Here is a 24,958-nt window from a genome sequence, read left to right as displayed (position 1 = left end):
CAAAACAAAAGGGCTGCAGATTATGCAGCCCTTTTTAAAATCTGTTTGATTACACTTCTTTGTTCAAACCAAGCATAGCGAATGCTTGTTGAGTTTCAGCGATATGTTGTTGCACAGATTGTTCTTGACCAATACCCAGTTGCAACTTCGCTTCTTCTTCAGTTAAGCCTAAATGGCAGCGGAGTAGGTCGATTGCCATTTTGTAACTTTGAGCTTCAGCCATGATGATATCCTTCGTTATGATGTCTCTCTCACTGCTCGGAATTTAATCTCTTTCGACCTGTGCCTCAATACGACAAAAGTCTAACTCTACAGAGATCGGATCTGTTTACATTATAGCCACATAATTGACATTAAATGTTTCAATTTAACACTTAACCTTGTTTTTTAAATCGCAGACACTATGTATTAGAAAAGTCCTGAAGCCTTTGTGTGGAATACTTCACCGGCTTTGGGTTAATAGTCAGCTTTCCTCAACGGAGATAATTAATGAAGCGAGTATTGTTATTCTTGGCAACCAACCTAGCCGTCGTAATGGTGCTAAGTGTTGTTTTGAATATTGTTTATGCCACTACAGGGATGCAACCGGGTAGTTTATCTGGATTGCTCGTAATGGCAGCCGTGTTTGGTTTCGGCGGTTCATTTATTTCACTCTTAATGTCAAAGAGGATGGCTCTGAGTTCAGTGGGTGGTGTTGTAATTGAAAACCCACGTAACGAAATGGAGCACTGGCTGCTGGAAACTGTGAAGCGTCAGTCGCAGCAAGCAGGTATTGGTATGCCTACTGTTGCTATTTACGATTCTCCAGACATGAATGCATTCGCAACTGGTGCAAAACGTGATGATTCATTAGTAGCGGTTTCTACAGGTCTACTACATAACATGACGCGTGATGAAGCTGAAGCTGTGCTTGCTCATGAAGTTAGCCACATTGCAAACGGCGATATGGTTACCATGACCTTGATGCAAGGTGTTGTGAACACATTCGTGATCTTCTTGTCGCGCTTCATTGCTAACATTGTTGCTTCTCGTAACAGTGATGAAGAAGGTCAGGGCAGCAACATGATGGTGTACTTCGGTGTCTCTATGGTGCTTGAATTGGTGTTAGGCTTCCTAGCAAGCTTCATTACCATGTGGTATAGCCGCCATCGTGAGTTCCATGCTGATGCGGGCGCTGCTCAATTAGTGGGTAAGCACAAGATGATTGCGGCACTAGAGCGCTTGAAGATGAGCTACGAACCTCAATTGGAAGGTTCTATGATGGCATTCGGTATCAACGGCAAGCGTACGATGACTGAGCTATTGATGAGCCATCCACCGCTTGATAAACGTATTGCTGCATTACGCAACTCTTAAACTTTAAAAGCCAGCTTCCGAGCTGGCTTTTTTGTGCCTTCAATTTGGCACTCTACTCTTCACCAAAATCCTTGCTAAAGAATTCTTACAAAAAGTTGTACAAATATTTTTTTGTACAACTTTTCTTTGTGCGCTATCCTAACACTTAACTTATACGGAAAATAAATTTGTACAGGTTTAGCAAATATGGATATCCAAGTTATCGCCCAGTTTTATCAGCAGCTCAACAAAGACAATTTGCATCTGCTGCCAGAGGTGTATCACAAACACGTGGTATTTGAAGACGCGGCGCATCGGATAGAAGGGTTGGAAGCATTGCAAAGCTACTTTGCTAACCTTTATGAGAATGTAGAGCGATGTGAGTTTTCAATTGCGGAACAACATCAGTCCAATGATGACGGATTTATTACTTGGACCATGCATTTACAGCACCCCAAGTTATCCGGTGGCAATCCAATTGATGTTAATGGTATGAGCCACCTTAAGTTTGCCGACGGCAAGGTTATATCCCACCGAGATTACTTTGATCTGGGCGAAATGCTTTACGAGCACATCCCTTTACTTGGTGGAATTATTAGAAGTATTAAGCGGAGGCTGGGCCAATGAGTGCAGTACTGATTACCGGAGCAACATCTGGCATTGGGCAGCAATTGGCCTTGGATTATGCCAAACGAGGCTGGCAAGTTATCGCTTGTGGGAGAAATAAAGAATCTTTGGCTAAGCTAGATGAAGCGTATTCAAATATTGAGACTTGCGAGTTTGATATTACGGATCGAGTGCAGACCTTCAATGCGCTGCGCAGTTTATCGTTGACTCCAGACCTTTGGCTTCTTAATGCCGGCAATTGTGAGTATATCGATAATGGAGAAATGGATTCGAAACTGGTTGAGCGAGTGTTTCAAACCAATGTGTTCGGTTTGACTAATATTATTGAAGCGATAGAGCCTCATTTAGTTTCAGGGCACAGAGTGGCGGTGGTGAGTTCAATCGCCAGTGAGCTGGCGCTACCGCGAGCGGAAGCCTATGGTGCATCCAAAGCTGCAGTCGGATACATAACTCGCTCATTACGCTTGGATTGGCGCGACCGAGGCGTCGAAGTATCTACAATTTTCCCTGGTTTCGTTGATACGCCGCTAACCGCGAAAAATACCTTTTCGATGCCCATGCTCATCAGCGTTGAACAAGCATCAGAAGCGATTCAGAAAGGTTTAGATAAGGGATTATCCAACATTTATTTCCCCAAACGATTTACCTGGATTTTAAGAATACTGGGGTCATTACCTTACTCATGGCAGCACGCAGTGACTGGTCTGCTGTTTCGGTCTTAAAAGGAAAACAAGATGAAGATTGCAATTATTGGTACAGGTATTTCTGGTTTGTCTTGCGGTTACTATCTGCATGAACAGCATGACATTACGGTATTTGAAGCCAATGATTATATTGGTGGGCATACAGCGACGGTTGACGTTGAACTCGGCGGAAAAACTTACGCGGTAGATACCGGTTTTATTGTTTACAACGATCGTACATATCCTAACTTTATTAGTTTAATGGCCGAGTTAGGTGTGACAACGACGCCGACCGAAATGAGTTTCAGTGTTCGTAATGATGCGAATGGTCTTGAATACAATGGGCATACGATCATGACTCTGTTTGCTCAGAAACGTAATTGGCTGAACCCTCGTTTCTATCAGTTTATTTCCGAAATTCTGCGTTTTAATAAGTTAGCCAAACAAGAAGCCAAGGAGTCTGAAGTCAATCTGCAAACTCTTGGGCAGTTTCTCAACCATCATGGCTTTTCGCATTATTTCTGTGAAAACTACATTCTTCCAATGGGCGCTGCTATTTGGTCATCGTCTCTGGCTGATATGCGTGCGTTTCCATTAACGTTTTTCCTGCGCTTTTTCTTAAATCACGGGCTGCTTGATATCAGCAATCGTCCTAAATGGAACGTTATTCATGGCGGCTCTCGCTCCTATATTGAACCACTTACTCAAGGGTTTATGCACAACATTCGAACCAGCTCACCTGTCGACAAAGTAAAACGTGTTGCTGGTGGTGTTGAAGTAACAAGTCTTGGCAAAACCGAGTGGTTCGATGAAGTGATATTTGCTTGTCACAGCGATCAGGCGCTTTCGATGCTGGAAGATGCGACAGAAAGCGAGCAGCAAATCCTGTCTCAGCTCGGTTATCAGGCAAACGAAGTGATTCTGCATACCGACACCAGTTTACTGCCTAAGCGTAAAGCGGCTTGGGCGTCATGGAACTATTGGTTGAGAGGGGATGAAGGGCAGGATTCTCGCTTACCTTCACTCACCTATAACATGAATATTTTGCAGCATATTGATGCACCAGAGACTTTCTGTGTGTCGCTAAATAGCAGTGAGCATATCGATCCGAGCAAGATTCTTCGCAGCTTTGTTTATCACCATCCAGTATTTACCGAACAGTCGATTAAAGCGCAGCAACGTAAAGCAGAAATCAGCGGAGAAAATCATACTTGGTTCTGTGGAGCATACTGGCACAACGGTTTCCATGAAGATGGCGTGCGAAGTGCGTTAGATGTGGTGACCAATATTGCGCGCGTTAATGAAGCCAAGATGAAAGGGGCTGCGTAATGTCAGCCCTCAACAGCCAACTGCTCGTTGGCAGTGTGAGGCACAGACGCTTCACTCCTAAGAACCATGCGTTGACCTATTCCTTGTTTATGCCCTGCATTGACTTGGATGAATGGACTTCGTTATCGCAAAAAGTATGGGGACTAGGCGAGAAATGGTGGCACTGGGCAAGATTGCGCCGTGAAGATTACCTTGGAGACGGTGAACTCAAACAGGCGGTACAAGATAAAGTGTTTGAACTCACGGGCAACCGAATAGAAGGCAAGGTGCTTGCCGTGATTCACTTGCGCTACTTAGGTATCTATTTCAGCCCTGTGAATTTTTATTACCTCTATGACGAAAATGGTGAGTGGCGTTATTTGCTGGCAGAAGTCAGCAACACTCCTTGGAATGAACGCCACTACTACGCAATACCGGCTGACATGGGCGCTGACGGAGAGAACTGGCAACATGACAAAGCGTTTCATGTTTCTCCGTTTAATCCGATAGATCAGCAGTACCAGTGGAAGTTAAAGCCGTTGACTGAGTCGTTAATGGTGCATTTGGAATGTCATCGCGAAGGTAAAGCATTCGACGCAACTCTGGCTATGAAAGGCCAAGAATTTACCACCAAAGGTTTGCTTGCTTTGTTAGTAAAAACGCCGGTTATGGCGATAAAAGTGACATTAGGAATTTACTGGCATGCGCTGAAACTATGGATGAAAGGTGTGCCGATTCATGATCATCCGAACACACAAAAAAAAGAAAACAATCGTAGTAAGGAGAATACGCAATGATAAATGTGACTTCTATGGATATGCCAACCAGCTTATCTGCGTGGCAGAAAAGCGCTCGCAACGTTGCATTTAAATGTTTGCAGTACTTGGATGTCGGCAGCTTAACGATTGTGGAGTCTTTTTCTGATCAGGCGTCTAATCAGCAGCAGTTTGGTCATAAAAATCAAGATGAACCTCATGCAGTGATCTGGGTTAAACATCCTGATTTTTATTCGCGACTATTGAAAGGTGGCAGCATTGCAGCCGCAGAAGCGTATATGGATGACTGGTGGGATAGCCCAAATCTAACGGCTCTAATGGAACTTATGGCGAAAAACATGAGTGCGTTAGACAGAATCGAGCAACGCAGCAGTTGGTTGACGCAGTGGGCGTATAAGGTTGGCCATTGGTTCAAACGAAATTCCGTTGATCAGGCCAAAGAAAACATCGAAGCGCATTATGATCTGGGAAATGAACTTTACAAGACCTTCCTAGACAAACGAATGCTCTACTCAAGTGCGTTGTACTCATCGCCAAATGACACATTAGAGCAAGCGCAGATTAACAAGATGGAACGCCTCTGCCAGCAGTTAGAACTGAAACCGAGTGACCATGTAATTGAAATCGGTACAGGTTGGGGCGCTATGGCGATTTACATGGCTCAAACATACGGATGCCATGTCACTACCACCACCATCTCGGAAGAACAATACAGTTATGCGAAAGAGCAAATTGAGCGCGCAGGTTTAGGTGACCGCGTCACTTTACTTAAGCAAGACTACCGAATGTTGGAAGGTCAGTACGATAAGCTGGTTTCTATCGAAATGATTGAAGCAGTGGGTAAGCAGTATCTTAAGTCTTACATCAAGAAGTGTCAGTCGTTACTAAAACCAAAAGGTTTAATGGCAATACAAGCGATTACCATCGCCGATCAGCGTTACGACTATTACAGCAATAATGTTGATTTTATTCAGAAATATATTTTCCCAGGCGGATTTTTACCGTCGGTTACGGTGCTGACTCAAACGGCTACTCAGCATAGTGATTTGATTACCAGAGATATTTTTGATTTAGGGCTCGATTATGCTCAAACCCTGAAAGACTGGAGGCTGCGTTTTGAACAGTCACTTGAGCAAGTGTCACTGCTCGGCTATGACGAACGCTTTATTCGTATGTGGCGTTACTACTTCTGCTATTGCGAAGGTGGCTTTAACGCGCGAACCATAAGCACCATACATATGACGCTGCAACGAGGCTAACTGTGGGGCGCCTATTTGTCGTATCACTCTGGTTCCAGATAATCTGGTTTCTCGCTGTTCTGGGACAGGAGCGCTGTCAGTGGCTGACTTTGGCTTTGGGGCTAGTGACGTTAGGTTACGCTGCCTATTCAAGCCGTGATGACATTGGCAGGATATTAGCGCTGGGTGTGGGAGGAATTGCTTTAGATTCCTTTAATAGCGCATTTGGCCTATTGGTATTTAAAAGCGCTCACGTACCTGTGTGGCTAGCCGCTCTCTGGCTGGTATTTGTCTGGTACGCAAGGCAATGGGTACCGCATTTAAGTAAATATCCCAAAGGCTTGGTAATGCTGTTTGTCGGCGTCTGTGGTGCTTTGAGTTACTGGGCTGGATATAAGTTCTCAGCGGTTGAATTTTCTTTGCCCGTTGTAGGTTCACTGGTTGTGTTAACTGTGCAATGGGCTGGTGTAGCGTGGTTAATCATGAGGGTGTTTGTAAATGATTACTCAGTTTCGAACAAGAATCCTGACACTGCTAGCTCTCGTCAGCGCTAACGTCAGTGCAACGGGAAATGCAAATGATGTTGTTCGCCAATGGCAACAGTGGCCGATTGTCGGTCAGGCGACCCTTTCTTGGCTGTGGCTGGATATTTACTCCTCCCAGTTACGTTCGCCAGATGGCAAATACAAACTAGAGGGTGATATTTCACCGCATCCTGTAGCGTTGGAAATTCGCTATCTCAGGGATATCAGCAGCACTCAGTTGCTCGAAGCAACAGAGGAGCAGTGGCAAAAACAAGGTTTCAGCGATGAGAAGATCGCCTCTTGGATGCCAACGTTAACCGCTATTTTCCCCAGTGTGAAAACTGGTGAAAAGCTGATTTATGTTACGGATGGCACTTCGGGAGAGTTTGTCTATATCTCCGACTCTGGTGAACAGAAAGTGGTGGGAACGATAGACGATGAGTCACTGAATGATGCGTTTTTAGCCATTTGGTTATCACCTAAAACGGAATATCAAACCTTGCGCCAACAACTATTAGGGATGAATCGATGATGAGTTGGGTTAAAAAGAGTTTTGTGGCGTCAGTATTGCTGTTATTGACAGCATGCAGCGCCGAGTTATCGGATTATCATCAAAGCGAACCGAAATTCGACCTGTTCGGGTATTTCGAGGGCAAGACGAAAGCTTGGGGAATGGTGCAAGATTATACCGACAAGCAGACTCGACGCTTTGAAGTGGATATTGAAGGGCATATTATCGGCAACACTCTGACACTGACCGAAGATTTTGTTTTTGATGATGGCGAGAAGAGTCAACGGGTTTGGGCTATTCAGCGTTCGTCGAATGGTTTCTATCTTGGGCGAGCTGATGATGTTATTGGTGACGCTATCGGGCAGGAAGTCGGCAATGCACTTCAATGGAAGTATGATTTCTTGTTAAAAATGGACGATGGTGAAATTGAGGTGACTTTTGATGATTGGCTTTACCGTCAAGATGAGACTCGGGTATTTAACATCACCAAGATTAAAAAATTTGGCATTGAAGTGGGGCGGGTAACGCTGTTCTTCGAAAAGAGTCAATAAATAAACTTATGGCAAATAAAAAGGGAGGCAGTGCCTCCCTTTCTTAATCGAATTACAGCTTATAGCTTGTCAGTTAGCTCAATCGCTTGACCGATATAGCTTGCAGGTGTCATTTCTTTCAAACGCGCTTTTTCTTCTTCTGGCAGTTCTAGGCCATCAATGAAGTTACGCATTGCTTCACCGTCAACACGCTTACCACGAGTAAGCTCTTTTAGCTTCTCGTATGGCTTTTCAATGCCGTAACGACGCATCACTGTTTGTACTGGTTCTGCTAGAACTTCCCAGTTCTTATCCAATTCAGCCAGTAGAGCTTCGCGGTTCACTTCTAGCTTGCTGATACCTTTCAGAGTCGACGTGTAGGCAATGATTGCATAACCCACGCCCACGCCTAGGTTGCGTAGTACCGTTGAGTCTGTAAGGTCACGTTGCCAGCGAGAGATAGGCAGTTTTTGTGCAAGGTGAGTAAATACAGCGTTAGCTAGACCCAAGTTGCCCTCAGAGTTTTCGAAGTCGATTGGGTTAACTTTGTGCGGCATGGTTGAAGAACCTATTTCGCCAGCAATTGTTCTTTGTTTGAAGTGACCCAGAGCGATGTAGCCCCAAACGTCACGGTCAAAATCGATAAGAATCGTGTTGAAACGTGCCACTGCATCAAATAGCTCTGCGATGTAATCGTGAGGTTCGATTTGAGTTGTGTACGGGTTCCAAGTTACGCCAAGAGATTCTGTAACGAACTCTTCGCTGAATTTGTGCCAATCAACCGTTGGGTAAGCAGAAAGGTGTGCGTTGTAGTTACCTACAGCACCGTTGATTTTCGCTAGGATTTCAACGTTCGCGATTTGCTTGTATTGACGTTCCATACGGTACGCAACGTTCGCCATCTCTTTACCCATAGTCGATGGAGAAGCAGGCTGGCCGTGAGTACGAGATAGAAGTGGGATATCACGATATTCAACCGCTAGGCTACGGATAGCATCAATAATGTTACGGATTTCAGGAAGAATAACCGTATCACGAGCTTCTTTAAGCATCAGAGCGTGAGAAGTGTTGTTGATGTCTTCAGAAGTACATGCAAAGTGAATGAATTCATTAACTGCGTGAAGCTCAGGAACGCCAGCAACTTTTTCTTTTAAGAAATATTCCACAGCTTTTACGTCGTGGTTAGTTGTGCGTTCGATATCTTTGATACGTTGTGCATCAGCTTCGCTGAAGTTTGCTGCAACGCTATCAAGGAATTTGTTTGCTTCTTCACTGAATGCAGGAACTTCTGCAATCTCAGCTGTTGCTGCAAGCTTCTGTAACCAGCGAATTTCAACGATAGTACGGTATTTAAGTAAGCCAAATTCACTAAAAATACTGCGTAGTGCAATAGTTTTACTGCCGTAACGGCCGTCTACTGGTGAAACAGCAGTCAATGCTGACAGTTCCATGATCTTCTCCTGAATTGGTTTCTAAATTTCGTGTGCTTTATACCAGTATCAATGGCAATTGTCACGAATATTGCGCAAACGATTGCGCGAGATTTCTACTACTCAAAACGATGAGCAAAAAAATTAGCTCGCATTGTGCGAGCTAACGATTACATTCTGGCCAGTAATATCTTGGCTTGGTCAACCATCTTCTTGCGTCCGAAGACCAGATGAAGACGTCGGCCGCCGACTTGACGCCAAAGTACTGCACAACGAATACCGGATAATAGTAGTGCACGTACTTTTTGTTGGTTAGCAGTTTGCTGCAATACCGCTGGAGTTCCTGCAACTTGAATGCGAGGGCCGATAGGACTGATTACATCAAGATAAACACTCGCTAAGTTGCTGATCATTTGTTCATCAAGTAAATCAAAATGTTCTACTTGGCGTTCGATCATTTGAATGCGATCACCCAGTTGAGACATCGCATCTCGACGACTGGATAACTTACGTTCTAAAGCCAGTAAGCTAATTATGTAGCGAGTGATAGCACTGCCTGAAGGGGTGCTGTCTATGCCATTAACTAGACACTCAAGACCGACCTTCAAATCAGCTTCGCTACCGAAAACACCAATAGTGTTACTTGGATTCGTTGCTAAAATTGCACGCAGTGAAGTTTCAAACGCGTCTGAATCACAGTAACCGTCTTTCGCTACTTTTTGCACTAAAGCGACAGCTTGGCAAATTCCAGCAAATGCGATAGTTCGGTCATAAATTGTGTTAGCCACGTAAATACTCCTTAAATACGTTGTTCAATAATGCCGCCACCTAGACATACATCGCCTTGGTAGAAAACAGCAGACTGTCCTGGGGTAACTGCGACTTGTGGGTCATCAAACATCACCTTTATGTTGTTGTCATCCACAGGGATAACGGTACAAGGAATGTCAGTTTGACGGTAACGTGTCTTCACTGAGCAACGGAACGCTTCCTTCACTGGCGTACGATCAACCCAATGTAGCTGCGAAGCCATTAATCCGTATGATTTCAATAACGGATGGTCTGCGCCTTGTACAGCGATAAGCACGTTACGTTTAAGATCTTTCTCTGCTACGTACCATGGGTCTTCGTTACCGCCGCCACCTTTTTGACCACCAATGTGCAAGCCTTTGCGTTGCCCTAATGTGTGGTACATAAGGCCTTGATGTTCGCCAATAACTTTACCTTCAGGAGTCTCAATTTTACCCGGTTGAGCAGGCAAATAGCGAGACAAGAAGTCTGTAAATTTGCGCTCACCGATAAAACAGATACCAGTTGAATCTTTTTTCTTCGCTGTGATTAAACCTTGCTCTTCAGCAATACGGCGAACCTCTGGTTTTTCTAATTCACCGACCGGGAACAAACTGCGTGCAACCTGTTCGTGGCTCAGTGTATATAAGAAGTAGCTTTGGTCTTTATTGTTGTCTTTACCACGTAGCATTTGTGGCTTTTCACCTTCTTCTACGAAGGTGCGACGAACATAGTGACCCATAGCTATATAGTCTGCATCTAACACTTCATCTGCAAACTCTAAAAATGCTTTGAACTTGATTTCTTTGTTACAAAGAATGTCTGGGTTTGGTGTGCGACCCGCTTTGTATTCCGCTAAGAAATATTCGAACACATTGTCCCAGTATTCCGCTGCGAAATTAATCGTGTGTAAATAGATACCAAGTTTGTCGCAGACAGCCTGTGCATCGGCAAGATCTTCTGCTGCCGTACAATATTCTTCGTTATCGTCTTCTTCCCAGTTCTTCATAAACAAGCCTTCTACTTGATAGCCTTGTTGTTGAAGAAGATATGCTGAAACGGAAGAATCAACGCCACCTGACATGCCTACAATGACTTTCTTTTGGCTGTTTGCGTTGCGGTTATCTGACATGACTTAATACCACTTGATTGACTTGGACGCAGATTCTAACAGAAAGACTTTTTTGAGGACAGATCAGAGACTGAGTTCACACTTCTGATTTGGTGTATTTAAGCTTTATTGATGCCATAAATAGAAATGTAATCGTTATCTAAATTTCTTGTGTAAAAAACTTTGTCCACGTAAACGTTTGCTATCCTTTGTTGAGTTGCCGCCTTACTGGACGCAGGGTAAAATTCCGGCTCTTTTCTTCTCACGCACCTAAATTATCGTTATGAAATTTCCTGGCCAACGTAAGTCAAAGCATTACTTTCCAGTCGATGCACGTGATCCATTAGTTATCCAAGCGCAAGATAATAAGAGATTATCTCGCACACATATTATCGGTATTGATCAGACCTTGGTTGATATTGAAGCGAAAGTGGATTCCGAACTCATTGAGCGTTATGGCCTGAGCAAAGGTCACTCTTTAGTGATTGATGATGAGACCGCTGAAGCTTTATACACTGAGTTAAAGCAAAATGGTTTAATCAAAAATGAATTTGCGGGTGGAACTATCGGCAATACCTTGCACAATTATTCTGTGCTAGCCGATGACCGTTCAACGCTATTGGGTGTGATGAGCCAAGATATTAAAATTGGCAGCTACGGTTATCGTTATTTATGTAATACCTCTAGCCGGATGGATCTAAATTATCTGCAAGGTGTTGACGGAGCAATCGGGCGTTGTTTCGCTTTAATTACAGAAGACGGTGAGCGTACTTTTGCAATTAGCGAAGGCCAAATGAATAAGCTTCACCCAGACAGCATTCCTGAAAAAATATTTAAAAATGCATCTGCGTTAGTGATCACCGCATATTTGGTTCGTTGTAAAGAAGGCGACCCAATGCCACAAGCTACAATGCGCGCAATTGAATATGCAAAGAAATATGACGTGCCAGTTGTATTAACATTAGGAACAAAATTCGTTATTCAGGATGATCCTAAATATTGGCAAGAATTTTTGCGTGATTACGTTTCTGTTGTTGCAATGAATGAAGATGAAGCAGAAGCATTAACGGGTGAAAGTGATCCATTAATGGCATCGGATAAAGCATTAGATTGGGTTGATTTAGTTTTATGTACCGCAGGGCCTGTTGGTTTATATATGGCGGGTTATACCGAAGAAGAAAGTAAAAGAGAGACTTCTTTACCATTATTGCCGGGTGCTATTCCAGAGTTCAATCGCTTCGAATTTAGTCGCCCAGCAACAAGACTGAGCTGCGAAAATCCAACTCGAGTTTATTCTCATATTTCACCTTATATGGGTGGTCCAGAGAAAATTAAGAACACGAATGGGGCAGGTGATGCAGCTTTGTCTGCATTGCTTCATGACATGGCAGCCAATAAATATCATAAAGGTAATGTGCCTAATTCAAGTAAGCACCAACATAATTTCTTAACCTATTCTTCTTTCTCACAAGTTTGTAAATATGCAAACCGTGTAAGTTATGAAGTGCTAGCTCAGCATTCTCCTCGTTTATCTCGAGGTCTTCCTGAGCGTGAAGATAGCTTAGAAGAAGCGTATTGGGAAAGATAACGCTAGCCTGAATAAAGTTACATCTATCAATATGATTTAATAATAGGTATAAAAAAGGCTCCGAATTCGGAGCCTTTTTTGATAACTAGAAAATTAAATTTCGAATTGTTCTAGAGATTTGCCTTCATCTAAAGCTTTTTGAATTGCTGAAGGTGTACGGCCTTGGCCTGTCCAAGTTTTCTCTACGCCATTGTCCATGTATTTATATTTCGCTGGACGAGGTGCGCGTTTGCCTTTTGCTTTTGATTTAGATTTTGTTTCGCCAGCAAGAGCAGAAATTAATGCTTCAACATCAATACCGTCATTAGCAATTTGCTCAGCAATTGCTGCTAATTTTGCTTCTTGTTCAGCTAGAGCAGCTTGTTCTTTTTCTTCAGACTCTCTACGCTCTTCAACTACGATCGTTAATTTATCAAGCGCTTCTTCAAGTTGCTCTAAAGTTAGATCGCGTGAAAATGCACGAAGACTACGAATATTTAATAGAGTTTTAGTGATTTCCGACATTTCTTAATCCTGTTTAATTAAATAATTAACGGGGTAATAATAAACCGACTTATTAGTTCTTACAATATAATTAATTCAACATTAATGTAAATATTCTGAAATTTCCACCATAGGTAGTAATTAAAGTTAGCCTTTTAAAACTTAGCCTTAAAAAAAGAAAGGTAATATTAGGACTTCAGAGCGTCAGGTACGGACTATTTTTATGCAATTAATGTAATTAGGTCTAAAACTCTATGAGTTAGGTTATGAAATATAATTCATTCACGCTGTGAATAAATAGAGGTAATGAAAAATGAAATTGTATGTTGCATTGACAGTTTTGTTAAGTACAATACGTCACACCTAAAGCGGAGTAAGCTCAATAATCACGCAATAATAAGTTTGCGTAGGTAATTGTTCTATCTTCGACGTAGAGGAGCGATGTTGATCAGTATCCAGTATTGGGGTGATGCCAATGAATACCGGAGAAAGGCCATATCGCCGAAGTTAGTCAGGCCATCAATCTGCTAGCTGGGGTTGTCATCGAATAGGGGCAACACTGCCATAGTCTATATTGTTGTTAAACTATGGAGCGCTACTGTAGGGTTGGGTGGAGTGTTCACTTCCCTTTCGCTTAGTTCAACATTAATCGCATTGAACATATTCGATGTGGTTTATCTGCAGTAGATCTCTAACCGAAATATTATTGGTTTTTGAAGATCATGAATTTATTAGATTTTGCTTCGTCTCCTTTGTCACTAGTCCCTGCGTTAGTGGCGTTGAGTCTCGCTATTATTACTCGTCGTGTACTTGTTTCTCTTGGAATGGGTATCGCCCTTGGCGCGTTATTACTTGCTGATTACTCCATTGGTGATGCAATTAGTTATGTCGGCACCAAAGTAACAAACGTATTTGTTGAAGACGGTGGCCTGAATACTTGGAATATGAGTATTGTTGGCTTCTTGCTGCTGCTGGGAATGATGACTGCACTATTAACGCTTTCTGGCGGTACTCGTGCATTCGCCGAGTGGGCCCAAGTTCGCGTGAAAAGCAAACGTGGTTCAAAGCTACTTGCTGCGTTTTTAGGGGTTTTCATTTTTGTTGATGACTATTTCAACAGCTTAGCGGTTGGCTCAATTTCTCGTCCTGTTACTGACCGCTTTTATGTTTCACGCGCTAAACTGGCTTACATCCTAGACTCTACTGCTGCACCAATGTGTGTTGTTATGCCTGCTTCAAGCTGGGGCGCATACATCATGACTATCATCGGCGGCATTTTGGTATCACACGGTATTACTGAGTATTCTGCGCTTGGTGCTTATCTGCGTTTGGTTCCGATGAACTTCTATGCGGTATTTGCACTATTAATGGTGTTTGCAGTTGTATGGTTCCAAATGGATATCGGTCAGATGCGCCAACACGAAATCAATGCTTCTCAAGGCCAAGGTTTCGATGATGATATGTCTGAGAATGACGAACAAGCTCGAGATTTAAATGATGAGCTTGATATCCGTGAAAGTGAAAAGGGCAAAGTTTCAGACCTTATTTTCCCAATCGTACTGCTGATTATCGCGACCGTTGGTTCAATGCTGTATACCGGTGGTCAAGAACTAGCCGCTGATGGGAAAGCGTTCAACGTGCTAGGTGCTTTTGAAAATACCGATGTTGGTACATCACTTATTTACGGTGGTTTAGTCGGTTTAGCGGTTGCTCTGTTCACCGTAGTTAAACAAGGTATCGCGATCACTGAAATTGCACGTACGCTGTGGATTGGTGCTAAATCGATGTTTGGTGCGATTCTAATCCTTGTCTTTGCTTGGACAATTGGTTCAGTAATCGGTGACATGAAAACGGGCGCGTACCTCTCTTCGTTAGCTCAAGGCAACATCGACCCGCATTGGTTGCCAGTTATTTTGTTCCTATTGTCCGGTATTATGGCGTTCTCTACCGGTACATCTTGGGGTACGTTCGGTATCATGCTGCCAATCGCAGGTGATATGGCAGGTGCAACTGAAATTGCTCTGATGCTACCTATGCTGAGCGCGGTACTAGCGGGTTCTGTATTTGGTGACCACTGTTCACCAATTTCAGATACTACTATTCTGTCTTCAACTGGTGCTCGTTGTAATCATATTGACCACGTAGCAACTCAGCTTCCATATGCTCTAGCGGTCGCAGGTGTATCATGCGTTGGTTTCATTGTTCTTGGTATGACGCTATCAGTGCTGGCTTCGTTGGCTGCATCCACAGTGGCATTTATCGCAGTGTGCTTTGTATTTAACGCATTGGCAAAATCTAAGTTGGTGACCTGTAACGAAGCTTAATGCTTTTTATTTCAGGAAATTAAAGGAGGCTTCGGCCTCCTTTTTTATGCTCGAAAAGTTGCTACCAGAAAAAGATGGAAAAAAGTGAAATTTTTTGTTGAAAAATGAGACGAGCTTAGATAGTGTTGAAGGCAATCCAGTGAACACATTCGGTGTAATTAAGTATGCGTAATTTTGTCATGAATATTCATCGTCACCATCATCCCTAAGAGTCTTTCGGGAGATGTACGCATACCCGGGAGACAGGATTCTCCCGGTGGTTAAATCAAAGTAATTTTAAGATTTTAGACCCTTGGGAGACCAATCTCTCAAGGGTTTTTTACTATCTAGATTAATTAAAACTTAAAGATTTCAATATTTTACGAAGGAAGAATGTAATGCAAACACAACGCCTAAGAATAGCAGTCCAAAAGAAAGGTCGTTTAAGCAACGAATGCCAGAGCCTACTAAAGAAATGTGGGGTTAAATTTAATGTTATGGGCGAACGTTTAGTGGTTCACTCGTTAAATATGCCAATTGACCTGCTTCTTGTTCGTGATGACGATATCCCAGGTTTGATTATGGATGGCGTGGTTGACTTGGGTTTTGTTGGTGAAAACGTGTTAGAAGAAACCCGTTATGACCGTATTGCTCTAAACCAGCCAAGCGAATTCGTTGACCTACGTCGTATGGACTTTGGCGGTTGCCGTCTTTCAATCGCAATCGACAAAGATGTGGAATACAACGGCCCACAAGATCTTAAAGGCAAACGTATTGCAACGACCTATCCTCAACTTCTAAAAGCGTACATGGCAGAACAAGGTATCGATTTTAGTACCTGTATGTTAACTGGCTCAGTTGAAGTAGCTCCACGTGCAGGCCTTGCTGATGCAATTGCTGACTTGGTATCAACAGGCGCGACACTTGAAGCGAACGGTTTAAAAGAAGTTGAAGTGATTTTCCAATCAAAAGCGAAGCTGATCCAACGTACTGGTGAATTTGCTCCAGATAAAGCTGCGTTGATTGACCGTCTTCTTACTCGTATGAACGGCGTGCAACAAGCGAAAGAATCGAAATACATCATGCTGCACGCACCAGTCGAAAAACTACCTCAAATCACGGCGCTACTTCCAGGCGCAGAAGACCCAACTGTGTTACCTCTTTCTGCTGATAAAACTCGCGTAGCTGTACACCTCGTCAGTGCTGAGAATTTGTTCTGGGAAACAATGGAAAAGTTAAAAGCACTTGGTGCAAGTTCTATTCTTGTATTACCAATTGAGAAGATGATGGAGTAATCCCGATGAGAACGATTGTTTGGCAATCGCTGAGTGAAACTCAGCAAGACTCAGTATTGGAACGTCCTGCTATCGCTGAAGGTGCGAATATCACTGCTGCGGTTGCGGAAGTTATTGCCAAAGTTCGGGCGGAAGGTGACTCTGCTCTGTTAGAACTGACTGAGAAATTCGATAAGTGTAAACCGGATTCAATTCGTGTTTCGGCAGAAGAAATTGACGCGGCATGTGAGCGTCTTGATGACGAAATGAAGCAAGCGTTGGAATTGGCTTACAACAACATCTCTAAATTTCACAAAGCACAAAAAGCAGCACCGATTAAAGTTGAAACTATGCCAGGTGTTGTGTGTGAACAGGTAACTCGCGCAATCAACAAAGTAGGTTTGTACATTCCAGGTGGCAGCGCGCCATTACCTTCAACCGTATTGATGCTTGGTGTTCCAGCACAAATTGCAGGTTGTCGTAAAGTGGTGTTGTGTTCTCCTCCGCCGATTGCTGATGAAATTCTTTATGTCGCTAAGCTTTGTAAGATCGATGAGGTTTATAACGTTGGTGGCGGCCAAGCAATTGCAGCAATGGCTTACGGTACGGAAAGCGTAGCGAAAGTGGATAAGATTTTTGGCCCAGGCAATGCGTATGTAACAGAAGCAAAACGCCAAGTGAGTAATGATTTTCGTGGTGCAGCGATTGATATGCCAGCAGGTCCATCAGAAGTGTTAGTGATTGCGGATGAAACTGCGGACGCAGATTTCATTGCAGCAGACTTACTAAGCCAAGCTGAGCACGGCCCTGATTCACAAGTTGTTTTGGTCACACCTTCACCAGTCGTTGCGGATCAAGTGGCTGATGCGGTTCAAAAACAGCTTAAGTCGCTATCTCGCGCAGCAACTGCTGAAAAAGCTCTCGCTTCAAGCTTAATCATAATTGCAGAGTCGTTAACTCAGGCTGTTTCAATTTCTAACTACTATGGACCAGAGCACCTGATTGTTCAGACTAAGAATCCTCGTGAATTAGTGCCGCTGTTAGACAATGCAGGCTCAATTTTCTTGGGTGATTGGTCGCCAGAATCAGTGGGTGATTATGCTTCAGGCACTAACCACGTACTGCCAACCTACGGTTATACTCGCACTTATTCAAGTTTAGGTTTAGCAGATTTTAGCAAGCGTATGACAGTACAAGAGCTAAGTGCTGATGGTCTAAAAGCACTAGCACCAACAGTCGTAAAAATGGCTGAAGCAGAAGGCTTAGACGCACACAAACGTGCCGTTACGATTCGTATTGAAAAGCTTGCTATTGAAAAAGGACAGAAGGCGTAATCATCATGGAAAAACTCGCTCGTAAACAAGTTCAAGAATTAACGCCTTATCTTTCTGCTCGCCGTATTGGCGGAAGTGGTGATGTGTGGCTAAACGCTAACGAATCGCCATTCAACAACGAATACAAGACCAATTTTGCTCGCTTAAACCGTTATAGCGAATGCCAGCCACCAGAGTTAATCAACGCTTATGCAGCATATGCAGGGGTGAAGCCAGAGCAAGTACTAACTTCTCGTGGCGCTGATGAAGGCATTGAATTATTGGTGCGTGCTTTTTGTGAGCCAAACCAAGATGCGATTTTGTTCTGCCCACCGACTTACGGCATGTACGCAATCAGTGCAGAAACCATTGGCGTTGAACGCAAGAAAGTACCGCTAACCGCAGAATGGCAGTTAGATTTAGCCAACATCGAAGCCAATCTGGAAAACGTAAAGCTGGTATTTGTTTGTAGCCCAAATAACCCAACGGGGAACTTGGTTAAGCGTGAGGACATTGTCACTCTGCTAGAAATGACCAAAGACCGCGCGATTGTCGTGATGGACGAAGCCTACATCGATTTCTGCCCAGAAGCATCTACAGTCGATTTGCTGGCACAGTATCCAAACTTGGCGATCCTACGCACGCTATCTAAAGCGTTTGCTCTTGCAGGGTTACGTTGTGGTTTTACCTTGGCCAATGAAGAACTAATCAATGTACTGTTAAAGGTCATCGCACCTTATCCAGTGCCAGTACCTGTGGCTGAAATTGCGACACAAGCGCTGTCTGAAGCGGGCCTTGCACGTGCTAAATACCAAGTGCTGGATCTGAATGCTAACCGAGCTTACATGCAAGTAGGTCTGTCTATGGTGAGTGGCGTTCAAGTGTTTGAAGGTTGGGGCAACTATTTGCTGGTTAAATTCCCTGATGGCGATGCATTGTTCAAAGCCGCTTGGGACGCAGGTATTATTTTACGTAATTCACCAATTGAAGACTGCGTGCGCATTAGCGTAGGCAATAGAGAAGAGTGCGAAAAGACGGTCGCGTTTATTCGTAACTACTACCAATAGAAAGGATTCTACAATGAGCACCCAACAGAAAATTCTCTTTATCGACCGTGACGGCACCTTAATTGTTGAGCCTCCGGTGGATTTTCAGGTTGACCGTTTAGACAAACTGAAACTGGAACCTTTTGTTATCCCAAGCTTGCTGACTCTACAAGAAGCTGGCTATCGCTTAGTTATGGTGACCAACCAAGATGGTTTAGGCACAAGCAGCTATCCGCAAGAAGACTTCGATGCTCCACACAACATGATGATGGATATCTTCTCTTCTCAAGGTGTGAAGTTTGATGATGTGTTGATTTGTCCTCACTTCGAAAAAGACAATTGTTCTTGCCGTAAGCCTAAGTTAGGCATGGTGAAAGAGTACCTTCAAGGCGGCAAAGTTGACTTTAAATCATCGGTTGTAATTGGCGACCGATTAACGGATCTGCAACTGGCAGAGAACATGGCTATTCGCGGTATTCAGTACAATCCTGAAATCATGAACTGGCCTCAAATTGTTAAAGATCTCACTGTTAAAGCTCGTACAGCAAGTGTGGTTCGTAAGACAAAAGAAACCGATATCAAGGTCGCGGTGAATTTGGATGAGACTGGCGGTAACGAAATCGAAACCGGTTTAGGTTTCTTTGACCACATGCTTGATCAAATAGCCACTCACGGTGGTTTCCAATTAAAGCTTAAAGTGGATGGTGACCTGCACATCGACGATCACCACACGGTTGAAGATACCGCATTAGCATTAGGCCAAGCGATTAAAGAAGCCTTAGGTGATAAGCGTGGTATCGGTCGTTTTGGTTTCACGCTGCCGATGGACGAATGTTTGGCGCAATGTGCGCTCGATCTATCAGGTCGCCCGTATTTGAAATTTGACGCTGAGTTCAGCCGCCCAGAAGTAGGCGATTTATCCACTGAGATGGTATATCACTTCTTCCGCTCACTAACTGACACGCTCGCGTGCACTCTGCACTTGTCTTCTACTGGTGAGAATGACCACCACATCATTGAAAGCTTATTTAAGGCGTTTGGTCGTACACTGCGTCAAGCTATTCAAGTACAAGGAAATGAGTTGCCAAGCAGCAAAGGGGTTCTCTAATGGCGAATGAACAAAAAGTTGTCATTATCGATACAGGTTGTGCCAACGTTTCTTCCGTGAAATTCGCCATTGAACGTTTGGGCTACCCAGTGACGATTTCGAAAGACCCTGCAGTGGTTCTTGCTGCGGATAAGCTGTTCTTACCTGGTGTAGGAACAGCGAGCGAAGCGATGAAGAACCTTGAAGAACGTAACTTAATCGAGCTTGTGGCTAAGGTAGATAAACCGCTACTTGGCATCTGTTTAGGTATGCAGCTACTAGGCAAACTTTCTGAAGAGAAAGGACAGAAAGCGGATGATATCGTTGAATGTCTAGGCTTAGTTGAAGGTGAAGTTCGCTTAATGCAAACCGGTGATTTGCCATTGCCTCACATGGGCTGGAATACCGTTTCGGCTAAAGCTGGCAACCTGCTTTTCAAAGATATTGAAGAGGGTGAGTACTTCTATTTTGTACACAGCTTTGCAATGCCAGTAGGTGATTACACCATCGCACAATGTGACTACGGAAATCCATTTAGCGCAGCGATTCAAAATGGCAACTATTACGGCGTTCAATTCCACCCAGAGCGTTCATCAAAAGCCGGTTCTAAATTAATTCAGAACTTTCTAGAGCTCTAAATAATAAACGGAAGCTGTAAGCGATAAAGCGGCAAGTCGAATAAGGAACAGAAATGATTATTCCCGCATTAGATTTAATTGAAGGTCAGGTTGTACGCCTCTATCAGGGCGATTACGGCCAAGTGACAGAATATAAAGTCGACCCAGTAGAACAATTTAATTTATACAACAAAGCTGGCGCTGACTGGCTTCATCTAGTGGATTTAACCGGCGCAAAAGACACCAGTGCACGTCAGTTAGACCTTATTGCTAAGTTACTCGCAGGTACCCCCGCTAATATTCAAATTGGTGGTGGTGTTCGCACCGAACAAGACGTGATTGATTTACTGGAAGCTGGAGCGCAACGCGTTGTGGTTGGCTCAACCGCTGTTAAGCAACCTGAGCTTGTTAAGGGTTGGATGACCAAATACGGCGCAGAAAAAATCGTGTTGGCTTTGGATATTAATATCGATGCTGACGGTACTCGCAAAGTGGCGATTTCTGGCTGGCAGGAAGATTCAGGTGTCACCATCGAAGCACTGATTGAAGATTACCTAACCGTCGGTTTGAAACACGTACTCTGCACCGACATTTCACGTGACGGAACGCTAGCCGGCTCTAACGTTGAACTGTATGTTGACCTTTGCAAACAATACCCACAAGTTCAGTTCCAATCTTCAGGTGGTATCGGCAGTTTAGCGGATATTGAAGCACTGAAAGGTAGTGGTGTTGCAGGTGTGATTGTTGGTCGTGCTCTGCTTGATGGCAAATTCACCACAGAGGAGGCGTTCGCATGTTGGCAAAACGTATAATCCCTTGTTTGGATGTTCGTGACGGTCAGGTTGTGAAAGGTGTTCAGTTCCGTAATCACGAAATCATTGGTGACATCGTTCCGCTAGCCAAACGTTATGCGGAAGAGGGCGCAGATGAGTTAGTGTTTTACGATATCACCGCCTCAAGCGATGGCCGTGTGGTTGATAAAAGTTGGGTAGCTCGCGTTGCAGAAGTCATTGATATTCCTTTCTGTGTGGCTGGTGGTATTAAATCAGCCGAAGATGCTGCGCGTATTCTGGAGTTTGGAGCAGATAAAGTTTCGATTAACTCACCAGCATTAGCCAATCCTCAGCTAATCACTGACCTTGCAGATAAGTTTGGTGTGCAATGTATCGTTGTCGGTATCGATTCATACTTCGACAAAGAAACTGGCAAATATCAGGTTTACCAGTTCACAGGCGATGAAGCGCGCACCAAAGCAACCAAGTGGGAAACCAAAGATTGGGTTCAGGAAGTGCAAAAACGTGGCGCGGGCGAAATCGTATTGAACATGATGAACCAAGACGGCGTGCGTAACGGTTACGACCTTGAGCAGCTGAATATGGTTCGCTCCGTGTGCCGTGTTCCATTAATTGCTTCTGGCGGTGCCGGCGCAATGGAGCATTTCGCCGATGCATTCAAGTTGGCGAATGTGGATGGTGCGTTAGCAGCGTCTGTATTCCACAAACAAATCATCAATATTGGTGAACTCAAGCAATATTTAAAACAACAAGCGGTTGAGGTGAGACTATGAGCCTAGCGGAACGAATTAATTGGGAAAAGGTTGATGGTCTTGTTCCTGCGATTGTGCAGGACTTTGGTTCAAGCCAAGTGCTCATGATGGGCTACATGAACCAAGAAGCACTAGCGAAAACATTGGAAACAGAACAAGTCACTTTCTATTCGCGCACCAAGCAGCGCCTGTGGACCAAAGGTGAAACCTCTGGCAACGTGTTGCAATTGAAAAATATTGCTTTGGACTGCGACCAAGACACCTTGCTAGTGAAAGTAAATCCGATTGGCCCAACGTGCCACACAGGGACAACAACGTGTTGGGACGGCGATGCGCAAGAGGAATCACAAATGGTGTGGCTTCATCAACTTGAGCAGCTATTGGCTGCCCGCAAGAGTGCCGACCCAGACTCCTCTTACACAGCTAGTCTTTATGCACGTGGCACCAAACGCATTTCGCAGAAAGTGGGCGAAGAAGGTGTTGAAGTCGCGCTTGCGGCGACGTCGGGCGATAAGGCGGAGTTAGTGTGCGAGTCTGCGGACTTGATTTATCACTTACTTGTCTTGCTTCAAGACCAAGGTTTGTCAATGAATGATGTGATTAATAAGCTCAAAGAGCGTCATAAGTAAAGTTAACTGAATTGGTTAATGGGTTTCGATAAGCAAACCTTCCGAACCATGGATGGTTCGGCAGAGCTTCATGGATGAATTTATGCGAGTTTGCGTTCGATTCCCATTTGCGATTAATCAGCTGTTGGTAGGCCGTGCGGGGCTCGAACCCGCGACCGATTGATTAAGAGTCAACTACTCTACCAACTGAGTTAACGGCCTACGTATTGAAAAATACACTTTGATATAACGAATTATAGTATCGATTCGACCACTTATCGTTGTGAAAGTTATAAATTGCAAAACGGACAATTTAATTGTTATTCTGTCCGCCATTAGTCGGGGAGCCTTTGGGCTGAGATCGCATTGCGAGACCCGTTGAACCTGATTCAGCTAATACTGACGTAGGGAACTAATCCAATCTTTGCGATTGTATATCTCGTTCTGGTATCTAGCTCAGATGCGCTTTCGAGAGACTGTTCCTGTACGTCTTACCTCAAAGGAACAGTTATGCCTAAATCCAATACAATTCCTGTTGTACTGACTATTGCCGGATCGGACAGTGGTGGTGGTGCGGGTATTCAAGCCGATATCAAAGCGATATCCGCGACTGGCGGTTACGCGGCTTCGGTTATCACCGCGATTACCTCTCAAAATACATTGGGTGTGTTTGATATCTTGCCCATTCCTTTAGCTCATATTGAAAGTCAGTTAGATGCAGTATTCCAAGATCTCAATATTGTCGCGGTAAAAATTGGCATGTTGGCGGATGCCGATATCATCAATTTGGTAGCGGATAAGCTGGAACAATATCGACCAAAACACATTGTGTTGGATACAGTTATGGTGGCAACCAGTGGCGATTTACTGCTAAAAGAAACCGCGATAGACAGCTTGAAAGAACGCTTGTTGCCTCTCGCAAGCATTATTACGCCAAATCTACCAGAAGCCGCAGCACTGACAGGACTCGATATGCCAAGAGACGCTGAGCAAATTGAGCAGATGGTTACTGCAATGCGTCAGTTAAGTACTTCTGCGGTATTGCTCAAAGGCGGGCATTTAGAGGCGTCTGATGAGAGTGATGACCTGTTGATTACCCAAAATGAAACTCACAGATTAAGTGCTGAGAGAATTCACACTCCCAATACTCATGGGACGGGTTGTACCTTGTCTTCGGCCATTGCTTCGTTTTTGGCTCAGGGAGAAGATATGCTTTCAGCGGTCAGTCATGCGAAGGAATACATTACCCAAGCGATAGGACATGCTGATTTACTTGATGTTGGACAGGGCAGAGGCCCCGTCGATCATTTCTTTATGCTGCATCAATAGAAATTTCTTTCCACTCTCCAGGCTGAAGGTCGCCCAACTCAATATTCCCCATTGAGTAGCGAATCAGACGCAGAGTAGGGAAGCCGATGTGCGCTGTCATGCGCCTTACTTGTCGGTTACGACCTTCAATGATGGTAATTGCAAGCCATGTGGTTGGAATGGCTGCGCGAAAGCGCACTGGTGGATTCCGAGGCCATAACTGGGGCTCTTCAATCACCACGACTTGCGCTGGAAGCGTTGGCCCGTCCTTTAGTGTCACTCCGTTTCTAAGTGGTTCTAAATCTGACTCTGTCGGTGCACCTTCAACTTGAACCCAGTAGGTTTTAGGCGATTTTGATTCAGGCTGAGTCAGTTTGGCTTGTAAAATTCCATCGTTGGTTAACACCATCAGACCTTCACTATCGCGATCGAGGCGGCCTGCTGCATATACATCTTTTACTGTTATGAAATCGGCGAGCGTTTTTCTGCCTTCACCATCAGTAAACTGGCTTAACGTGTCATAAGGTTTATTAAAAACAATGACTTTACGATCTTCAATGTTCACTTTTGGTTTCTGAACCGCAGGTTTACGTGCTCTTTGACTTGTTGAAGTGCGCCCAGAAGAACGATTCCCTTGTTTGAAACGCGGTTTATGAGTCGACTGAGGAGCCTTAGCCGTGCTTCTACGCGAGCTGGATGACATGTTAACTACCTTGCAAAAATGTAAATGAAGTGTGTTTGAAAGTTTTCTGAAACTCGCTTTTGCGCTACAATTTTCGCGCCCAGAAATAGGATAAACGACAAGATGATAGACTATTATCCTAATTTTGTTTAATTATAACTATCTTCACTCAAGGACTGTATTTAAGACTCGTTGTGGTCTAAAACACATAGACGTTATTCGAATACAAAAAAGAAAGAGT

26 protein-coding genes, 1 tRNA gene, 2 riboswitches and 1 other annotated feature are annotated in these 24,958 nt (G+C 44.0%); of the genes, 20 read left to right on the top strand and 7 right to left on the bottom strand.

Annotated elements, in window-relative coordinates; all coding sequences use genetic code 11:
* Positions 1 to 49: 49 nt before the first annotated feature.
* The gene (locus tag L3V23_RS01290; RefSeq protein WP_167828591.1) at positions 50 to 223 is read right to left on the bottom strand and encodes a hypothetical protein; all 174 of its coding nucleotides are present in this window, start codon (positions 221 to 223) and stop codon (positions 50 to 52) included.
* A gap of 266 nt (positions 224 to 489) precedes the next feature.
* On the opposite strand from L3V23_RS01290, the gene htpX reads away from it, so the two are divergent.
* The 9 genes from htpX (at position 490) to L3V23_RS01245 (ending at position 7,553) form a co-directional block, all read left to right on the top strand.
* Entirely contained in the window at positions 490 to 1,356 is an 867-nt protein-coding gene (gene htpX, locus L3V23_RS01285; protein WP_042481914.1) for a protease HtpX, read from the top strand.
* 186 nt (positions 1,357 to 1,542) lie between these two features.
* Entirely contained in the window at positions 1,543 to 1,962 is a 420-nt protein-coding gene (locus L3V23_RS01280; RefSeq protein ID WP_102966005.1) for a nuclear transport factor 2 family protein, read from the top strand.
* A complete protein-coding gene (locus L3V23_RS01275) occupies positions 1,959 to 2,684 on the top strand; it encodes an SDR family NAD(P)-dependent oxidoreductase (RefSeq protein ID WP_102966004.1) in 726 nt (241 codons plus the stop codon). Before L3V23_RS01280 ends, L3V23_RS01275 begins: the two co-directional genes overlap by 4 nt.
* 12 nt (positions 2,685 to 2,696) lie before the next feature.
* Positions 2,697 to 3,974 (top strand): NAD(P)/FAD-dependent oxidoreductase, encoded by a 1,278-nt coding sequence (locus tag L3V23_RS01270; RefSeq protein ID WP_237291819.1) that lies wholly within the window; start codon positions 2,697 to 2,699, stop codon positions 3,972 to 3,974.
* Positions 3,974 to 4,750, top strand: coding sequence for a DUF1365 family protein (locus L3V23_RS01265; RefSeq protein ID WP_237291818.1), 777 nt, complete (start codon positions 3,974 to 3,976; stop codon positions 4,748 to 4,750). The genes L3V23_RS01270 and L3V23_RS01265 overlap by 1 nt, the downstream gene beginning before the upstream one ends.
* Positions 4,747 to 5,988 (top strand): cyclopropane-fatty-acyl-phospholipid synthase family protein, encoded by a 1,242-nt coding sequence (locus L3V23_RS01260; RefSeq protein WP_102952962.1) that lies wholly within the window; start codon positions 4,747 to 4,749, stop codon positions 5,986 to 5,988. Before L3V23_RS01265 ends, L3V23_RS01260 begins: the two co-directional genes overlap by 4 nt.
* A 2-nt stretch (positions 5,989 to 5,990) precedes the next feature.
* Positions 5,991 to 6,521, top strand: a complete 531-nt coding sequence (locus L3V23_RS01255; protein ID WP_102952963.1) for a DUF2878 domain-containing protein — start codon at positions 5,991 to 5,993, stop codon at positions 6,519 to 6,521.
* On the top strand, positions 6,466 to 7,023 hold the full coding sequence (locus L3V23_RS01250) for a chalcone isomerase family protein (protein WP_237291817.1): 558 nt from the start codon (positions 6,466 to 6,468) through the stop codon (positions 7,021 to 7,023). The genes L3V23_RS01255 and L3V23_RS01250 overlap by 56 nt, the downstream gene beginning before the upstream one ends.
* Positions 7,023 to 7,553 (top strand): DUF3833 domain-containing protein, encoded by a 531-nt coding sequence (locus tag L3V23_RS01245; RefSeq protein WP_237291950.1) that lies wholly within the window; start codon positions 7,023 to 7,025, stop codon positions 7,551 to 7,553. Before L3V23_RS01250 ends, L3V23_RS01245 begins: the two co-directional genes overlap by 1 nt.
* 59 nt (positions 7,554 to 7,612) lie before the next feature.
* Here L3V23_RS01245 and purB read toward each other — a convergent pair whose 3' ends face one another.
* From purB to mnmA, 3 genes are all read right to left on the bottom strand, one after another.
* Positions 7,613 to 8,983: an adenylosuccinate lyase gene (purB, locus tag L3V23_RS01240; protein ID WP_237291816.1), complete on the bottom strand. Its 1,371-nt coding sequence runs from the start codon at positions 8,981 to 8,983 to the stop codon at positions 7,613 to 7,615.
* Positions 8,984 to 9,132: 149 nt separating this feature from the next.
* Positions 9,133 to 9,750 carry a high frequency lysogenization protein HflD gene (gene hflD, locus L3V23_RS01235; RefSeq protein WP_102965997.1) on the bottom strand — a complete coding sequence of 206 codons (618 nt, stop codon included), beginning with the start codon at positions 9,748 to 9,750 and terminating at the stop codon, positions 9,133 to 9,135.
* Positions 9,751 to 9,761: 11 nt separating this feature from the next.
* Complete coding sequence (gene mnmA / locus L3V23_RS01230) at positions 9,762 to 10,883, bottom strand: tRNA 2-thiouridine(34) synthase MnmA (RefSeq protein WP_102963494.1); 1,122 nt, start codon at positions 10,881 to 10,883, stop codon at positions 9,762 to 9,764.
* A gap of 262 nt (positions 10,884 to 11,145) precedes the next feature.
* Between mnmA and L3V23_RS01225 the strand changes: the two genes are divergently transcribed.
* Complete coding sequence (locus tag L3V23_RS01225; protein WP_042481932.1) at positions 11,146 to 12,450, top strand: inosine/guanosine kinase; 1,305 nt, start codon at positions 11,146 to 11,148, stop codon at positions 12,448 to 12,450.
* A gap of 93 nt (positions 12,451 to 12,543) precedes the next feature.
* Here L3V23_RS01225 and L3V23_RS01220 read toward each other — a convergent pair whose 3' ends face one another.
* Positions 12,544 to 12,954 (bottom strand): H-NS family nucleoid-associated regulatory protein, encoded by a 411-nt coding sequence (locus L3V23_RS01220; protein WP_042481934.1) that lies wholly within the window; start codon positions 12,952 to 12,954, stop codon positions 12,544 to 12,546.
* Between the two features lie 402 nt (positions 12,955 to 13,356).
* Positions 13,357 to 13,539: riboswitch (Lysine riboswitch) on the top strand.
* Between the two features lie 116 nt (positions 13,540 to 13,655).
* On the opposite strand from L3V23_RS01220, the gene L3V23_RS01215 reads away from it, so the two are divergent.
* The 9 genes from L3V23_RS01215 (at position 13,656) to hisIE (ending at position 22,748) form a co-directional block, all read left to right on the top strand.
* On the top strand, positions 13,656 to 15,257 hold the full coding sequence (locus L3V23_RS01215; RefSeq protein WP_042481936.1) for a Na+/H+ antiporter NhaC family protein: 1,602 nt from the start codon (positions 13,656 to 13,658) through the stop codon (positions 15,255 to 15,257).
* A gap of 187 nt (positions 15,258 to 15,444) precedes the next feature.
* Positions 15,445 to 15,581: a sequence feature (His leader region), on the top strand.
* A gap of 53 nt (positions 15,582 to 15,634) precedes the next feature.
* Entirely contained in the window at positions 15,635 to 16,531 is an 897-nt protein-coding gene (gene hisG / locus L3V23_RS01210; protein WP_042481938.1) for an ATP phosphoribosyltransferase, read from the top strand.
* A 5-nt stretch (positions 16,532 to 16,536) separates the two neighbouring features.
* The gene (gene hisD / locus L3V23_RS01205; RefSeq protein ID WP_102952967.1) at positions 16,537 to 17,844 is read left to right on the top strand and encodes a histidinol dehydrogenase; all 1,308 of its coding nucleotides are present in this window, start codon (positions 16,537 to 16,539) and stop codon (positions 17,842 to 17,844) included.
* Positions 17,845 to 17,849: 5 nt separating this feature from the next.
* Complete coding sequence (gene hisC / locus L3V23_RS01200) at positions 17,850 to 18,890, top strand: histidinol-phosphate transaminase (protein WP_042481943.1); 1,041 nt, start codon at positions 17,850 to 17,852, stop codon at positions 18,888 to 18,890.
* A gap of 13 nt (positions 18,891 to 18,903) precedes the next feature.
* A complete protein-coding gene (hisB, locus tag L3V23_RS01195) occupies positions 18,904 to 19,977 on the top strand; it encodes a bifunctional histidinol-phosphatase/imidazoleglycerol-phosphate dehydratase HisB (RefSeq protein ID WP_237291815.1) in 1,074 nt (357 codons plus the stop codon).
* The gene (hisH, locus tag L3V23_RS01190; protein ID WP_237291814.1) at positions 19,977 to 20,594 is read left to right on the top strand and encodes an imidazole glycerol phosphate synthase subunit HisH; all 618 of its coding nucleotides are present in this window, start codon (positions 19,977 to 19,979) and stop codon (positions 20,592 to 20,594) included. The genes hisB and hisH overlap by 1 nt, the downstream gene beginning before the upstream one ends.
* Before the next feature lie 53 nt (positions 20,595 to 20,647).
* Entirely contained in the window at positions 20,648 to 21,385 is a 738-nt protein-coding gene (gene hisA, locus L3V23_RS01185; protein WP_102952971.1) for a 1-(5-phosphoribosyl)-5-[(5-phosphoribosylamino)methylideneamino]imidazole-4-carboxamide isomerase, read from the top strand.
* Complete coding sequence (hisF, locus tag L3V23_RS01180) at positions 21,367 to 22,140, top strand: imidazole glycerol phosphate synthase subunit HisF (protein WP_237291813.1); 774 nt, start codon at positions 21,367 to 21,369, stop codon at positions 22,138 to 22,140. Before hisA ends, hisF begins: the two co-directional genes overlap by 19 nt.
* On the top strand, positions 22,137 to 22,748 hold the full coding sequence (gene hisIE, locus L3V23_RS01175) for a bifunctional phosphoribosyl-AMP cyclohydrolase/phosphoribosyl-ATP diphosphatase HisIE (RefSeq protein WP_102952972.1): 612 nt from the start codon (positions 22,137 to 22,139) through the stop codon (positions 22,746 to 22,748). The genes hisF and hisIE overlap by 4 nt, the downstream gene beginning before the upstream one ends.
* A 125-nt stretch (positions 22,749 to 22,873) precedes the next feature.
* On the opposite strand, the gene L3V23_RS01170 is transcribed toward hisIE, so the two are convergent.
* Positions 22,874 to 22,949 (bottom strand) — tRNA-Lys (locus L3V23_RS01170).
* A 108-nt stretch (positions 22,950 to 23,057) separates the two neighbouring features.
* Positions 23,058 to 23,155, top strand: a riboswitch (TPP riboswitch).
* Positions 23,156 to 23,237: 82 nt separating this feature from the next.
* Here L3V23_RS01170 and thiD point away from each other — a divergent pair.
* Positions 23,238 to 24,056, top strand: a complete 819-nt coding sequence (gene thiD, locus L3V23_RS01165) for a bifunctional hydroxymethylpyrimidine kinase/phosphomethylpyrimidine kinase (protein ID WP_102987619.1) — start codon at positions 23,238 to 23,240, stop codon at positions 24,054 to 24,056.
* Here thiD and L3V23_RS01160 read toward each other — a convergent pair.
* Positions 24,040 to 24,738, bottom strand: coding sequence for an rRNA large subunit pseudouridine synthase E (locus L3V23_RS01160; protein ID WP_237291812.1), 699 nt, complete (start codon positions 24,736 to 24,738; stop codon positions 24,040 to 24,042). The two genes, thiD and L3V23_RS01160, sit on opposite strands and share 17 nt — an antisense overlap.
* Positions 24,739 to 24,958: the final 220 nt, after the last annotated feature.

It is taken from the genome of Vibrio sp. A1-b2, assembly GCF_021726015.1.
Taxonomy (GTDB): Bacteria; Pseudomonadota; Gammaproteobacteria; order Enterobacterales; family Vibrionaceae; genus Vibrio; species Vibrio diazotrophicus.
This window is presented reverse-complemented; position numbering and strand designations above follow the sequence as displayed.

Excerpts from the sequence above, each read along its gene's own strand:
- hisB (WP_237291815.1), top strand. The coding sequence starts at position 18,904 with ATGAGCACCCAACAGAAAATTCTCTTTATCGACCGTGACGGCACCTTA.
- hisD (WP_102952967.1), top strand. The coding sequence starts at position 16,537 with ATGAGAACGATTGTTTGGCAATCGCTGAGTGAAACTCAGCAAGACTCA.
- L3V23_RS01265 (WP_237291818.1), top strand. The coding sequence starts at position 3,974 with ATGTCAGCCCTCAACAGCCAACTGCTCGTTGGCAGTGTGAGGCACAGA.
- L3V23_RS01215 (WP_042481936.1), top strand. The coding sequence starts at position 13,656 with ATGAATTTATTAGATTTTGCTTCGTCTCCTTTGTCACTAGTCCCTGCG.
- L3V23_RS01270 (WP_237291819.1), top strand. The coding sequence starts at position 2,697 with ATGAAGATTGCAATTATTGGTACAGGTATTTCTGGTTTGTCTTGCGGT.
- L3V23_RS01260 (WP_102952962.1), top strand. The coding sequence starts at position 4,747 with ATGATAAATGTGACTTCTATGGATATGCCAACCAGCTTATCTGCGTGG.
- hisG (WP_042481938.1), top strand. The coding sequence starts at position 15,635 with ATGCAAACACAACGCCTAAGAATAGCAGTCCAAAAGAAAGGTCGTTTA.
- htpX (WP_042481914.1), top strand. The coding sequence starts at position 490 with ATGAAGCGAGTATTGTTATTCTTGGCAACCAACCTAGCCGTCGTAATG.
- thiD (WP_102987619.1), top strand. The coding sequence starts at position 23,238 with ATGCCTAAATCCAATACAATTCCTGTTGTACTGACTATTGCCGGATCG.
- hisC (WP_042481943.1), top strand. The coding sequence starts at position 17,850 with ATGGAAAAACTCGCTCGTAAACAAGTTCAAGAATTAACGCCTTATCTT.
- L3V23_RS01220 (WP_042481934.1), bottom strand. The coding sequence starts at position 12,954 with ATGTCGGAAATCACTAAAACTCTATTAAATATTCGTAGTCTTCGTGCA.
- hisH (WP_237291814.1), top strand. The coding sequence starts at position 19,977 with ATGGCGAATGAACAAAAAGTTGTCATTATCGATACAGGTTGTGCCAAC.
- L3V23_RS01160 (WP_237291812.1), bottom strand. The coding sequence starts at position 24,738 with ATGTCATCCAGCTCGCGTAGAAGCACGGCTAAGGCTCCTCAGTCGACT.
- mnmA (WP_102963494.1), bottom strand. The coding sequence starts at position 10,883 with ATGTCAGATAACCGCAACGCAAACAGCCAAAAGAAAGTCATTGTAGGC.
- L3V23_RS01290 (WP_167828591.1), bottom strand. The coding sequence starts at position 223 with ATGGCTGAAGCTCAAAGTTACAAAATGGCAATCGACCTACTCCGCTGC.
- hisIE (WP_102952972.1), top strand. The coding sequence starts at position 22,137 with ATGAGCCTAGCGGAACGAATTAATTGGGAAAAGGTTGATGGTCTTGTT.
- L3V23_RS01280 (WP_102966005.1), top strand. The coding sequence starts at position 1,543 with ATGGATATCCAAGTTATCGCCCAGTTTTATCAGCAGCTCAACAAAGAC.
- purB (WP_237291816.1), bottom strand. The coding sequence starts at position 8,983 with ATGGAACTGTCAGCATTGACTGCTGTTTCACCAGTAGACGGCCGTTAC.
- L3V23_RS01245 (WP_237291950.1), top strand. The coding sequence starts at position 7,023 with ATGAGTTGGGTTAAAAAGAGTTTTGTGGCGTCAGTATTGCTGTTATTG.
- L3V23_RS01250 (WP_237291817.1), top strand. The coding sequence starts at position 6,466 with ATGATTACTCAGTTTCGAACAAGAATCCTGACACTGCTAGCTCTCGTC.
- hisA (WP_102952971.1), top strand. The coding sequence starts at position 20,648 with ATGATTATTCCCGCATTAGATTTAATTGAAGGTCAGGTTGTACGCCTC.
- hisF (WP_237291813.1), top strand. The coding sequence starts at position 21,367 with ATGTTGGCAAAACGTATAATCCCTTGTTTGGATGTTCGTGACGGTCAG.
- L3V23_RS01275 (WP_102966004.1), top strand. The coding sequence starts at position 1,959 with ATGAGTGCAGTACTGATTACCGGAGCAACATCTGGCATTGGGCAGCAA.
- L3V23_RS01225 (WP_042481932.1), top strand. The coding sequence starts at position 11,146 with ATGAAATTTCCTGGCCAACGTAAGTCAAAGCATTACTTTCCAGTCGAT.